Source organism: Rhizobium halophilum, assembly GCF_021648825.1.
Classification (GTDB): Bacteria; Pseudomonadota; Alphaproteobacteria; order Rhizobiales; family Rhizobiaceae; genus Neorhizobium; species Neorhizobium halophilum.
Map to the genome: position 1 here is coordinate 264,019 of NZ_JAKJHS010000003.1, position 13,658 is coordinate 277,676.

At 61.0% G+C, this 13,658-nt stretch carries 10 protein-coding genes; 7 read left to right on the forward strand and 3 right to left on the reverse strand.

All coding sequences use genetic code 11. The features are described 5' to 3' along the window. Positions 1 to 5: 5 nt before the first annotated feature. Positions 6 to 1,364 (reverse strand): aspartate aminotransferase family protein, encoded by a 1,359-nt coding sequence (locus tag LXM96_RS08925; protein WP_239998109.1) that lies wholly within the window; start codon positions 1,362 to 1,364, stop codon positions 6 to 8. An 89-nt stretch (positions 1,365 to 1,453) separates the two neighbouring features. Then, positions 1,454 to 2,887, reverse strand: coding sequence for a M20 family metallopeptidase (locus tag LXM96_RS08930; RefSeq protein ID WP_239998110.1), 1,434 nt, complete (start codon positions 2,885 to 2,887; stop codon positions 1,454 to 1,456). 499 nt (positions 2,888 to 3,386) lie between these two features. Here LXM96_RS08930 and LXM96_RS08935 point away from each other — a divergent pair, with 499 nt between their 5' ends. The 5 genes from LXM96_RS08935 to LXM96_RS08955 all read left to right on the forward strand — a co-directional run bounded on the left by LXM96_RS08935 (position 3,387) and on the right by LXM96_RS08955 (position 8,782). Further along, positions 3,387 to 4,982 (forward strand): ABC transporter substrate-binding protein, encoded by a 1,596-nt coding sequence (locus tag LXM96_RS08935; protein WP_394801921.1) that lies wholly within the window; start codon positions 3,387 to 3,389, stop codon positions 4,980 to 4,982. 151 nt (positions 4,983 to 5,133) lie between these two features. Next, positions 5,134 to 6,138 carry an ABC transporter permease subunit gene (locus LXM96_RS08940; RefSeq protein ID WP_239998111.1) on the forward strand — a complete coding sequence of 335 codons (1,005 nt, stop codon included), beginning with the start codon at positions 5,134 to 5,136 and terminating at the stop codon, positions 6,136 to 6,138. Positions 6,139 to 6,150: 12 nt separating this feature from the next. Next, complete coding sequence (locus LXM96_RS08945; protein ID WP_262913572.1) at positions 6,151 to 7,074, forward strand: ABC transporter permease subunit; 924 nt, start codon at positions 6,151 to 6,153, stop codon at positions 7,072 to 7,074. A gap of 2 nt (positions 7,075 to 7,076) precedes the next feature. Further along, a complete protein-coding gene (locus tag LXM96_RS08950) occupies positions 7,077 to 7,931 on the forward strand; it encodes an ABC transporter ATP-binding protein (RefSeq protein WP_239998112.1) in 855 nt (284 codons plus the stop codon). Beyond that, complete coding sequence (locus LXM96_RS08955; protein ID WP_239998113.1) at positions 7,928 to 8,782, forward strand: dipeptide ABC transporter ATP-binding protein; 855 nt, start codon at positions 7,928 to 7,930, stop codon at positions 8,780 to 8,782. The genes LXM96_RS08950 and LXM96_RS08955 overlap by 4 nt, the downstream gene beginning before the upstream one ends. 68 nt (positions 8,783 to 8,850) lie before the next feature. Here LXM96_RS08955 and LXM96_RS08960 read toward each other — a convergent pair whose 3' ends face one another. Then, complete coding sequence (locus LXM96_RS08960) at positions 8,851 to 10,443, reverse strand: gamma-glutamyltransferase family protein (protein ID WP_239998114.1); 1,593 nt, start codon at positions 10,441 to 10,443, stop codon at positions 8,851 to 8,853. A gap of 178 nt (positions 10,444 to 10,621) precedes the next feature. Between LXM96_RS08960 and LXM96_RS08965 the strand changes: the two genes are divergently transcribed. Beyond that, the gene (locus tag LXM96_RS08965; protein ID WP_239998115.1) at positions 10,622 to 11,029 is read left to right on the forward strand and encodes a hypothetical protein; all 408 of its coding nucleotides are present in this window, start codon (positions 10,622 to 10,624) and stop codon (positions 11,027 to 11,029) included. An 86-nt stretch (positions 11,030 to 11,115) separates the two neighbouring features. Continuing rightward, the gene (secD, locus tag LXM96_RS08970; protein ID WP_239998116.1) at positions 11,116 to 13,647 is read left to right on the forward strand and encodes a protein translocase subunit SecD; all 2,532 of its coding nucleotides are present in this window, start codon (positions 11,116 to 11,118) and stop codon (positions 13,645 to 13,647) included. Positions 13,648 to 13,658 lie beyond the last annotated feature (11 nt).

Below are 13,658 nucleotides of genomic sequence, written 5' to 3' on the forward strand. Positions count from 1 at the left end.
CAATGTCAGCCCTGATTGAGCTGCGCCTGGAAGGCATCCAGCGACGCTTCGAAGCTGTCGAAGATCGTGTTGATCTGCTCTTCGGTGACGATCAGCGGCGGGCAAAGCGCGACACTGTCGCCGATCGCACGCCCGATCACTCCCTTGTCGAGCATCAGGGCCGCAAACTTCGGACCGAGTTGTCCGGTGGCAAAGCCTTCCCGCGGCTTCAACTCCAAGGCACCGATCAGGCCGATACCGCGGGCCTCGGTGGCCAGCGGATGCCCCTCGAGCGCCTTCAGCCGCTTCAAGAACAGCGGGCTAAGACCCCTGACATTGCCGACAAGATCCCGCTCTTCAATGATTGCAAGGTTCTCCAGTGCAACGGCAGCAGCCACCGGATGTCCGCTGGCTGTAAAGCCATGCCCGAAGGTGCCGATCTTGTTGGATTCATCCGCCAGCGGCCCATAGACCCGCTCGTTGATCAGCAGCGCCGAGATCGGCTGGTAGGACGAGGACAACTGCTTCGATACGGTCATGATGTCCGGCTGCAGGCTGAAGGTCGTCGTGCCGAACATCTCGCCCGTGCGACCAAAGCCACAGATCACCTCGTCGGCGATCAGCAGGACGTCGTACTTGCGCAGCACCGCCTGGATGGCTTCCCAATAGCCATTTGGCGGTACGATGACGCCGCCGGCACCCATGACAGGCTCACCAATGAAAGCGGCAACCGTCTGAGGACCTTCTGCAAGGATCAGGTCCTCCAGGTCCTGCGCGCAACGAATGACAAAGGCCTCCTCCGTTTCCCCCTCCTGCTTGAAGACACGATAGTGGGGGCACGTGGTATGGAGGATGTTGGCGAGCGGCAGATCGAAGGAACGGTGGTTGTTCGGCAGGCCGGTGAGGCTAGCGCTGGCAATGGTGACGCCGTGGTATCCCTTCACCCGCGAGATGACCTTCTTCTTCTCTGGCTTGCCGAGCGCGTTCGACCGGTACCAGACCATCTTCAGGGCCGTATCGTTGGCCTCCGAGCCCGAATTGGTGAAATAAACCTTCGACATCGGCACAGGGGCCATCTGGATCAGCTTCTCTGCCAGGTCGACCGAAGGCCCGTGCGTGCGTCCGGTGAAAGTATGGTAATATGGAAGCTTCGCCATCTGCCGCGTGGCGGCATCGATCAGGCGCTGCTCGCCGAAGCCGACCGCCACGCTCCAGAGCCCCGACATCGCCTCGATATACTGCTTGCCGTTGTTGTCGTAGACATGGACGCCCTCGCCCCGCTCGATCACCAGCGCACCATCACGCTCAAGGGCGCGGGCATTGGTGTATGAGTGCAGCTGATAGGCTTGGTCGCGAGCTTCTACGGAATTGGGCTGAACGGTCACGGTAGTCTCCTTGTGGAATTCGCCGCGCAGTGATAGCCGGGCGCGCGCTCGGCGTCAGCTTCCGATTGCGGCGGAAGATGATCTTGCGGCTACTTCGAGGACATGGCGGCGATGGGAGGCTCGGCTCCCTCCGGAATCGGGCTTTGATAGATCTGCCCCTTGTGACGGCGCTTCAGATCCGCCCAGGCCGCCTCGCGCAGTTCCGGGCTTTGCAGCGCGGCGAGCCCTGTTGCCGCCATCACCTTGGCTGTTGCGGCCATGCCCTTATGCGCCAGCGGGCTTTGGCCCTGCGCCACCACCTGCCAGGTGTGCAGCTGAGTGCCCACAGCGAGCGTTGGACCATAGGCCTGCACCGTCGGGACGACCCAGCTGACGTCGCCGACGTCCGTCGAGCCACCCATCTGGCGAACCTCATTGTGCGGCGGCAGGATGAAGTCGGCCAGCGGAATGTCCCTCTGCTCCAGTCTCTCCTGGTTCCAGCTGGCAGCGATATCCTCCGGTGTGAGGGTGGCGCGGATGCTCTCGGCAAAAGCGATGTCGCTGTCGTCATATGTTGGCGGGCCAAGGCTCTCCCAGATGCCCTGCATCGTGTCCATCAAGGGCGTGTTGACGATGAGATTGGAAACACCTGCCAGGATCGTGCTCCTGACGCTTGTTTCCGTCATCAAGGCCGCGCCGTCGGCGACCTTCTTCACCCGCTCGATCAGCGTCAGCAGGCCGGCAAGATCCGGAGAGCGGACCACATAACGCACCTTCGCATAGGCCTGCACGACGTTGGGCGAAATCCCGCCGGCATCGAGGATGGCGTTGTGAATCCGGCACTCGGAAGGCATGTGCTCGCGCATGTAGTTTACGCCGACGCTCATCAGTTCGACCGCATCAAGCGCGCTGCGACCCAGTTCCGGCACCGCAGCAGCATGGGCCGACCGACCGGTGAACTCGAAATCGATGCGGCAGTTGGCTAGCGACGTTTCACGCTGGACGCCAGCGAAGTTGCTCGGGTGCCAGCTGATCGCAATATCGACGTTCTCAAAAGCTCCGGCGCGCACCATGAAGGCCTTGGCCGCACCGCCCTCCTCAGCTGGGCATCCATAGTAGCGGACACGCCCGGGCTTGCCGGTCTGCTGCAGCCAGTCCTTCACCGCCGTTGCGGCAAGCAGCGAGGCCGAACCGAGAAGATTATGACCGCATCCGTGACCGTTCGCGCCAGCAACAAGCGGGTCATGCCTCGTTTCTCCTGCCTTCTGGCTGAGACCTGCAAGAGCGTCGTATTCACCCAGGAAGGCAATGATTGGTCCGCCCTCTCCGGACTCGCCGATCAACGCTGTCGGAATCCCCGCAACGTTTTCGGTGACCCGGAACCCTTGAGCTTCCAGCATCTGGCGATGGGCCGCTGCGGACTGCGTTTCCATGTAGCAGGTTTCGGGCGTCTCCCACACGCGGTCGCTGAGTTGGAAGAAGTCCTTCTTCTTAGCATCGACCATGTCCCAGACCGGCGGGTGGTTGGAGTGGTTGTTCGTCATGAAAGCCATGCCCTTTGTGCAACGCATTAGAGTTGACCGTAATCACATTCACGCGGCGCCGCAAAGGGGCATGTTTCCTCGAGCTGCAAGAGCGCCATAGCCGCAGTACCGAGGCGCCTAACCTTCCTGAACCGCCGGATTCAAGGTCTCTCGACAAGTGCGATCTAATCGCTATGCTTCGCCGCCGCTGCCTGAGCACAATTTCCGTGAAATGACGTCTGCGCGACAAATTTCCGAGAGTTGGGACGCATCTTGAGGTTTTTCTTCTAAGATGCATAGCATAGGCAGAATGTGCGACCGTCCGCGGTCGGAAATGCTGATCTAGGGGCGGCAACGGCAAGTCCGAAACCGATCCCGGGAACGGCTGCTCGGTGTGCGACGGGATCTTCTGCCGCACAATCGAGAGGTTGAAGGACAAAACGGTATGGGCCCTTGGCACGTATCGGCATAGTAGCGGTCGGCCAGGTAACATCCAGGCCGCCTAACTGGGAGAAAGCCCGTGAAACATAAACTTGTTCTGGCCGCAGCCTTGCTGTCGGCAACGTTCTTCGCAAGCGCGGCAAGCGCCAAGACCTTCGTGTATTGCTCTGAAGGTTCTCCGGAAGGTTTCGACCCTGGCATGTACACCGCCGGAACGACCTTCGACGCCTCGGCGCACCCGATCTACAGCCGCTTGATGGAGTTCAAGCCCGGCACGACCGAAGCTGAGGCTGGTCTGGCCGAGAGCTATGAGGTCAACGAAGACGGCACCGTCTACACATTCAAGCTGCGTCCGGGCGTGAAGTTCCACACCACGGAGTTCTTCACTCCTAGCCGCGAACTGAACGCAGACGATGTTGTGTTCTCGCTCGAACGCCAGATCAACGCCGAGCACCCGTGGAACCAGTACGTGGCGGGCACTTCTTGGGAATATGCCGCCGGTATGGGCTTCCCCGAGTTGATCAAGTCGATCGAGAAGGTCGATGACATGACCGTGAAGATCACGCTCAACCGGCCGGAAGCGCCTTTCCTGGCAAACCTCGCAATGCCGTTCGCTTCGATCGTATCGAAGGAATATGCTGACAAGCTCGAAGCCGAAGGCAAGAAGGAGCAACTCAACCAGATGCCCGTCGGCACCGGGCCGTTCTCCTTCGTCGGCTATCAGCAGGACGCGGTCATCCGCTACAAGAAGAACGCCGACTACTGGGGTGGCGCGCCGAAGATCGATGATCTGGTCTTCGCGATCACGACCGATGCAGCCGTTCGCTATCAGAAGCTGAAGGCAGGCGAGTGCCACCTGATGCCATTCCCGAACGCTGCCGATGTCGAGGCAATGCGTTCTGACGAGAGCCTGACGATCCTTGAGCAGGAAGGCCTCAACGTTGCCTACCTCGCCTACAATACGACCCAGGCTCCATTCGACAAGGTCGAGGTTCGCAAGGCGCTCAACAAGGCGATCAACAAGCGAGCGATCGTTGATGCCGTGTTCCAGGGCATGGCAACGCCGGCCAAGAACCCGATCCCGCCGACCATGTGGTCCTACAATGACGCCGTCGAGGAAGATGAGTACGATCTCGAGGCCGCAAAGAAGATGCTTCAGGACGCAGGCGTTGAGAATCTGTCGATGAAGATCTGGGCAATGCCGGTTTCGCGCCCGTACATGCTCAATGCCCGTCGCGCTGCCGAAATCATCCAGGACGACTTCGCCAAGATTGGCGTCGACGTTGAAATCGTCTCCTATGAGTGGGCCGAATACCTCGACCGCTCGAAGGCAAAGGACCGCGACGGCGCTGTCATGCTCGGCTGGACCGGCGACAACGGCGATCCGGACAACTTCCTCGACACACTGCTTGGCTGCAACGCCGTGGGCGGCAACAACCGCGCCCAGTGGTGCAACGAGGAGTTCAACGAGCTCGTGACGAAGGCAAAGACCATCTCCGACCAGGACGAGCGTGCGAAGCTCTACGAGCAGGCACAGGTCGTGTTTAAGCGTGAAGCTCCTTGGGCCACCATCGACCACTCGCTGTCGATCGTTCCGATGCGCAAGGAAGTAACCGGCTTCGTGCAGAGCCCCCTTGGTGATTTCACGTTCGAGAACGTCGATATCGCCGAGTAACGGCACCTGATCGATAAAATCTGCCGCGGGATACATTGCGTTTCCCGCGGCATTTGCTTTATGAGCGCCAGAAAAAATGAAGTGAAACCACTTCAAGCGCCATGAGCGGGGTCCAAAACCTGCCTTGGCTCAAGGGACAAAAAGGTTTCCTATGTTCGGCTTTCTCCTGCGGCGTTTCGCCGTTCTGATCCCGACCTTCATCGGGGTCTCGATCATCGCTTTCTCGTTCATCCGGCTTCTGCCCGGAGATCCGGTCGCGCTGCTCTCGGGCGAGCGCGTCATGTCGCCCGAGCGTCATGCGCAGATCAGCGCGCAACTCGGCCTCGACCGCCCAGTGGTGATCCAGTATTTCGACTACCTTGGCGGTGTCGTGACCGGTGACTTCGGGTCGTCCATTGTCTCAAAGACACCGATCCTTGACCAGTTCCTGGCGCTTTTCCCAGCAACGGTGGAACTGTCGCTCTGTGCCATCATCCTCGCCGTCCTGATCGGCATCCCGGCGGGCGTAATCGCGGCGATCAAGCGTGGCTCGATCTTCGACCAGTCGCTGATGGGCATTGCCCTTGTCGGCTATTCGATGCCGATCTTCTGGTGGGGATTGCTGCTGATCATCCTGTTCTCCGGCATCCTCCAGTGGACACCGGTCTCCGGTCGAATTTCGCTGATGTTCTTCTTCCCGCCGGTCACGGGTTTCATGCTGATCGACTCGCTTCTGTCCGGTCAGAAGGGCGCCTTCATGTCTGCGCTCAGCCACCTCGCGCTGCCGTCCATCGTTCTGGCCACGATCCCGCTCGCGGTGATCGCCCGCCAGACGCGCTCGGCAATGCTTGAAGTGCTGTCGGAAGATTATGTCCGTACCGCTCGCGCCAAAGGCCTTTCGCCGTTCCGCGTCGTCGGCATTCACGCGCTGCGCAACGCCATGATCCCGGTCATCACCACCATCGGTCTCCAGATCGGCGTAATGCTGGCAGGCGCCATCCTGACGGAGACGATCTTCTCCTGGCCGGGCATCGGCAAATGGATGGTCGACAGCGTCTTTAGGCGCGACTATCCGGTCATCCAGGGCGGCCTGCTGCTGATCGCGGCGATCATCATGTTCGTCAACCTCATCGTTGATCTGCTCTACGGCCTGATCAACCCGCGTATCCGGCACTAAGAGGATAATCCCATGGCCGATACTATCACCGATATCGACAACTCCCCGGAAGCACTGTCGAGCGCAGCCCTGCGCCGCAAGATGCTCAAGGAGTTCTGGTTCTACTTCTCTGAAAACCGCGGCGCCGTCATCGGGCTCTATGTCTTCGTGGCACTGGTGCTGATCGCGATCTTCGCGCCGCTCGTCGCCCCGCATTCGCCGTTCGAGCAGTACCGCGATGCTATCCTTCTCCCGCCGGCATGGCTGGACGGCGGCAATGTCAGCTACCTCCTGGGCACAGATCCCGTCGGTCGAGACATCCTGTCCCGCCTCATCTATGGCGCCCAGTATTCGCTGTTCATCGGCGTCTTCGTCACCACGCTGTCGCTGACGAGCGGTATCCTCATCGGCGTCATCGCCGGCTACTACCGCGGCTGGCTCGACACCGCGATCATGCGCCTGATGGACATCATCCTGGCCTTCCCGTCGCTGCTCCTGGCGCTGGTGTTGGTTGCCATCCTCGGCCCCGGCCTGATCAATGGCATGATCGCCATCGCGCTTGTACTGCAGCCGCACTTCGTGCGCCTGACCCGTGCTGCCGTCATGACGGAAAAGACCCGCGACTACGTCACGGCCTCCCGCCTTGCCGGCGCCGGGCCCTTTCGCCTGATGTTCCGCACGATCCTGCCGAACTGCACGGCACCGTTGATCGTGCAGGCGACGCTCTCCTTTTCGAACGCCATCCTCGACGCCGCGGCCCTCGGTTTCCTCGGTATGGGCGCTCAGCCGCCGGCTCCTGAATGGGGCACCATGCTCGCCGAAGCCCGCGAGTTCATCCTGCGCGCCTGGTGGGTCGTGACCTTCCCTGGTCTTGCGATCCTGATCACGGTTCTTGCCATCAACCTGATGGGTGACGGCCTGCGCGATGCGCTCGATCCGAAACTGAAGAGGTCCTGATTATGGCGCTTCTGCAAATCGATAACCTCACCGTCGAATTCGAGACAGCTTCCGGCTGGTTTCGCGCCGTGGACGGCGTCTCCATGTCGGTCAATTCCGGCGAAGTGCTGGCGATCGTCGGCGAATCCGGCTCCGGCAAGTCGGTGGCCATGCTGGCCGTCATGGGCCTCCTGCCGTGGACCGCAAAGATCACCGCGGACCGCATGCTCTTTGAAGGTCGTGACATCCAGAACATCGGCGCGTCCGAACGGCGCAAGCTGATCGGCAAGGAAATCGCGATGATCTTCCAGGAGCCGATCGCGAGCCTCAACCCCTGCTTCACCGTCGGCTTCCAAATTGAGGAGGTGCTGCGTATCCACCTCGGGCTGGACAAGAAGGCACGGCGCGAGCGGGCGATCGAGCTGTTCAGACAGGTCGGTCTTCCCAATCCGGAAGAGCGGCTCAACCACTTCCCGCACCAGATGTCCGGCGGTCAGTGCCAGCGCGTGATGATCGCAATCGCTATCGCGTGTGACCCAAAACTTCTCATTGCGGACGAGCCGACAACGGCGCTGGACGTCACCATCCAGAAGCAGATCCTCGACCTCCTGATGTCGCTGCAAGCCAAGAATGGAATGGGCCTCATCATGATTACCCACGACATGGGCGTGGTGGCCGAGACTGCCGACCGGGTGGTCGTACAGTACAAGGGCAAGAAGATGGAAGAGGCCGACGTGCTTTCCCTCTTTGAGAACCCCAAGAGCAATTACACCAAGGCCCTGCTTGCGGCATTGCCAGAGAATGCGACTGGAGATCGCCTCACGACGGTCTCTCAGTATTTTGACGGCACGCACGAGCCTGCGGGAACAAGCGCATGACCGACATCAAGAAAAGCAACACCATGCTTGAAGTGCGCGACATCAAGCGCGACTACGAGCTTCCCGGCGGGCTGTTCAAGCCGAAGAAGATCATCCATGCGGTCAAGGGCGTGTCCTTCTCGCTTGAACGCGGCAAGACGCTTGCCATCGTCGGCGAATCCGGCTGCGGCAAGTCGACCCTTGCTCGCATGCTTACTTTCATCGACGAGCCCACCTCCGGGGATCTCATCATTGATGGGGAGAAGACCGACACCCGTCCCGGTCATCTGACGCCCGAGATGCGCCAGAAGGTGCAGATCGTCTTCCAGAACCCCTATGGCTCGCTGAACCCACGCCAGAAGATCGGCGATGTCCTTGGCGAGCCCCTGCTGATCAACACCAAGTTCTCGGCCGCGGAACGCCGCGAGCGCGCCAACGAGATGCTGGTGAAGGTCGGGCTGGGCCCGGAGCACTACAACCGCTATCCGCACATGTTCTCCGGCGGGCAGCGTCAGCGCATCGCGATCGCGCGCGCCCTGATGATGAACCCGAAGCTTCTGGTCCTGGACGAGCCGGTGTCTGCGCTCGACCTTTCGGTCCAGGCGCAGGTTCTTAACCTGCTCGCAGACCTGCAGGACGAGTTCGGCCTGACCTACGTGTTCATCAGCCACGACCTTTCGGTCGTCCGATACATCGCCGACGAGGTCATGGTGATGTACTTCGGCGAGGCTGTGGAATACGGCACCCGCGATGAGGTCTTTTCCGACCCGAAGCACGAATACACGCGCACGCTTTTTGCGGCGACGCCACGGGCGGATGTTGAATCCATCCGGGCACGCGTGGCTCGCAAGAAGACTGCGAGCGCTGCTTGATAAATGATTGCAAGCCGGCGACCGCTATCGCCGGCTTGCAAGGCACCGGGTGATCGATCCCCCGGGGATCAGATGCCGAGCGCCAAGCCGTCCTTGCGCGTATCGGAACCGCCAAGCAAAACACCCCTCTCCCAATCGATCCATATCGCCTGCGCGCCACCCATCGCCGACTCCGGCGTCCGCAGTTCGAAGCCGCGACGAACGAGTTCTTCGCCAATGCTTTCGCGCAGCCGCTCCTCGATATCCACCTGCTTCGTACCGGGCAGCGGAAAGAGCCGCGGCAGCTCGATCGCCGTCTGGAGATCGAGTCCGTAATCGAACACTTTCGACAGCAGATGGGCATGACCCATGGCCTGGTAATGTCCGCCCATCACGCCGAACGGCATCACTGCGCGACCACCCTGTGTCACCATCCCCGGAATGATCGTGTGCATCGGCCGCTTGCCTGGTGCCAGTTCGTTCGGATGCCCTGCCTCGAGCGAGAAGCTCTGGCCGCGGTTGTGGAAGAGGACGCCGCTCTTCGGCGCCATGATGCCGCTGCCATAGGGCGAGAAGATCGAATTGATGAAGCTCACGGCATTCCGGTCTTCATCGACGACACAGATATAGACCGTGTCCGTGTGCGCCTTCTCGTTAAACTGTGGGAGATCTTCAATGGCACGGTCGAGATCAATTTTTGCCGCTAGCTCCTTCGCAAGCCTATCCGACAGCAGGTAGTCGACGGGCACCTCTGCCTTGGCCGGATCCACAAGAAGCTGCTGCCGCGCAGCGTAGGCCAGCCTCGTCGCTTCGATCTCGACGTGAAGACGGTTGACGTTGAGCGGATCTCCGGAGCCTGGAAAATGAGAAAGGATGTTGAGGATCATCAGGGCGATGATGCCCTGTCCGTTCGGCGGGCATTCGTGAATATCATAGCCGCGGAAGCTGGTCTTGATGGTCTCGACATACTCCCCTTCGGCTGCCGCGAAATCGTCGAGCGAATGCATGCCTCCGGCTGCACGAAGGCGCTCTACCATGTCCTCCGCCACCCAGCCCCGGTAAAAGCCGTCGCGCCCATCTCGGCCGATCGCCTCCAGCGTCTCTGCAAGGCGCGGCTGATGCTGGATGGCCCCAACCTTGGGCGCTTCACCGTCAACGAGAAAGGTGGCGCGTGTCGAAGCATCCCGTCCGACGGTCGCATGCTGTGCCGCCAGATCGTGCGCAACGCGCGGCGAGACGGGATAGCCGCCGCGTGCAAGCTCGATGGCCGGCGCAAGGACATCCGCCATGCTCAGCCGTCCGTGGTCGGCAACAAGGCGGGTCCAGGCATCGACAGCGCCGGGGACGGTCACCGCATGGGGTGACCATCGCTCGATCGCCGTCAGGCCTTGGGAGCGCAGCCGTTCCGCAGATGCCGCCGCCGGCGCGCGTCCGGAGCCGTTATATGCAACGATCTTGTCACTGCCCCCGATGGAGAGCAGGGCAAAGCAATCGCCGCCAACGCCGGTGGAGCCTGCTTCGACCACGCACTGTACCGCGCAGGCCGCAACTGCGGCATCGATCGCATTGCCGCCCTGCCTGATGATATCAATGGCCGTCAATGTGGAAGCCGGATGAGACGTGGCGGCCATCCCTTTTCGGCCGACGGCGAGCGAACGGCCCGGCAGGGAAAAATCTCTCATTGTCGTCATCTCCTGAGGGAAGCGCTGGGCGGGACCCGCGCAATCTGTGACGCCAGAGACTGGGGGTCAATGGTGGAGGCGCCATCTCTGCATCCGTTGACCCCTGAGGCGCTCTCCAGTAGAACGCGCCATTCGGCCTTGACACGATCAGGGCTTAGATGCTCCGGAGTTGCAACGGATGGCGATTTTTCCGCCGACATTGCGGATAACCGCCGAAAACAGGAGGCTGAGCCCCGCCTTCCTGCCATGGCTTGCGCTCGGCCTGTTTTTTGCCGCGTTCTTAGGCGTGATTACCGATGCGACGCGGGACACCGCACTGAAGATCGGCGCTCTGGCCGCCGAAAACAGTTCGGACGTGCCTCACCTGTCCAAGCGCGAACCGGTGCGCTTCCTGACTCCGGACATCCGTCGCGATGGCACGGCCTCGACCGCCTGGTCCGGCGGAAAAAGCTTCATGCCAGCCATGGGCGCTGTCGCCGCTATCGTCTTCAGCTCGGCTGTGTGCTTCGACGGACCCCGAAACGCCAGTCCTGCCGGCTCCCTGGCCCTCGCCTACCGTTCGAGAGCACCGCCGCTGGCCGCCTGAGAACAGGACGCCTTGCCGTCCGCAGCGCCAACAACTTAGTGCCCCGGCCCGGTCAACGTGCCGCTTGGCTCAGCAGGAACAGTCATATGAGAACTTCCCCTTGGGTGGTGGCGAGCTACGCCTTCATCATCTTCATCGGCATACTGATCGCCTTGCCGAACGTGCTTCCGCAGTCAACGCTCGACCGGATGCCGTCCTGGCTCCCACACAGCCGGGTCTCCCTAGGTCTCGACCTTCGCGGCGGATCACACCTCGTGCTCGAGGTTGATCATGCTGATCTGCTCAACGAACGCCTTCAGAACCTGTTACAGGACAGCCGACGCGTGCTGCGGGACAACGGCATCGAACCGTCCGGCGTGCGGCGCAGCGGCGATGTGGTGACAGTGACGCTGCGCGATCCGGCGCAACGTGGCGACGCGGTGGACCAACTTGAGACGCTCGCAAGCCCCGTAGGCTTCGGCACCAGTGTCGGGCAATCAGACCTAAACGTAGGGACGCCGACACCCAACACCATTACGCTTGCCTATACCGAGGCTGGGATCGAATCTCATGCGAGCGCCGCGGTTGAGCAGAGCCTCGAGATCATACGCCAGCGCGTCGATCAGGTTGGCGTCGCCGAACCGACGATCCAGCGTGTCGGCTCCGACCGCGTTCTGGTGCAGCTACCGGGCGAGCAGGATCCATCTCGCCTCCGGCAGTTGTTGGGCTCGACGGCGAAGATGAGCTTTCACCTGCTTGGAAACCAGGGGGAACCCGGCGTCACCATGCTGCCCGATGAACAAGGACAGCAATACCCAGTACAAGATCGCGTTGAACTTTCGGGTGACCGACTGACGGATGCACGCGCCGCCTTCGATCCGCAGACGAACGAACCAATTGTAAACTTCCGGTTCGACACAGCCGGTGCGAGCCGCTTCGCCCAAATCACTCAGGCCAATGTTGGGCGTCCCTTCGCCATCGTTCTTGACAACAAGGTCCTCAGCGCTCCGGTCATCCGTCAACCCATCACGGGAGGCTCCGGGCAGATCTCCGGCGGCTTCACCGTGGAGGAAGCCAACACCCTTTCCGCTCTTCTGCGTGCCGGTGCGCTGCCCGCGAAGCTGACAGTCATCGAAGAGCGTACCGTCGGTGCCGATCTGGGATCCGATGCCATCGAGATGGGCGTGTTCACGGGCCTTATCGGCTTCCTGCTTGTCGTAGGATTCCTGATCCTGCTCTATGGTGGGTGGGGCGTCGTCGCCAACGTGGCGCTTTTCATCAATATCATTCTGACGTTTGCGGCGCTGACAATGATCGGAGCAACGCTGACGCTACCGGGCATTGCCGGTATCGTCCTCGGCATCGGTATTGCGGTTGACGCCAACGTTCTGATCAACGAGCGCATCAAGGAGGAAACGCGCAAGGGCCGCAGTGCGTTCGGTGCCATCGATGCAGGCTTCAAACGTGCTTATTCCACGATCGTCGACAGTAACGTCACGACCCTGATCGCGACTGTGCTCCTCTTCTGGTTCGGGTCCGGGCCGGTGCGCGGCTTTGCGGTGACCATGGGCTTCGGCATCATCATCTCCATGTTTACGGCCGTTGCGATCGTCCGGGTTGCGATGATCTGGCTGACAGGCCGCATGAAGCTCAAGAAGATCGAGATCCGTCCGCTGCTACCGATCAAGCTCGTGCCGGATGGCACGCAGATCCGATTCATGAAGGCGCGGTTTTTCGGAATTGGAATTTCGCTCTTCCTGTCTGCAGCCTCCATCATCCTGTTCTTCACTCCCGGCCTCAACTATGGCGTTGACTTCAGGGGCGGTATTCAGATGGAGGTCGTGACGGAAGGCGCTGCCGATATCGCAGCCTTCCGCAGTCATCTCGACGGGCTGGGCTTGGGAGATGTGGCGCTTCAGGAATTCGGCAGCCCCAATCATCTTCTTGTTCGCGTCGAGCGGCAGCAAGGGGGTGAAGAGGCCCAGACGGCAGCGGTTCAGAGCCTGCGCGCAGCAGTTGTCGAGATCGATCCAACGGCTGAGGTGGAGAGAACCGAGGTTGTAGGCCCGAAGGTCAGTGGAGAACTGGCCACCGCCGGCATTCTCTCCGTGGTTCTAGCCTCGATCGCCATGCTCATCTATATCTGGGTGCGCTTCGAATGGCCGTTTGCGGTCGGTGCGATCGCGACCCTGGTGCTCGACGTGACGAAGACGATCGGCTTCTTCGCCATAACCGGCTTGGACTTCAATCTAACAGCCATCGCCGCCGTGCTGACGCTGGTTGGCTATTCGGTCAACGACAAGGTGGTGGTGTATGACCGCATGCGCGAAAACATGCGGCTCTACAAGAAGATGCCGCTCCGCGAGTTGATCGACCGATCGATTAACGAGACGCTGGCACGAAGCCTCTACACCTCGGCAACGACTTTCCTGGCTATGCTACCTATGGCGATCTGGGGCGGCAGCGCCGTCTCTAGTTTTGCGATTCCGATGGTGTTCGGGATCGTGATCGCGACGTCGTCCTCGGTCTTCATCGCGGCCCCGATCCTGCTCTTCCTTGGCGACTGGCGCACGCGCCGCGCGAAGAAAGCGGCAGCAGATGCCCTGGTCGAGGACGGTGAAGAAGCGCGACCTACCTGAGCCGAAACTCA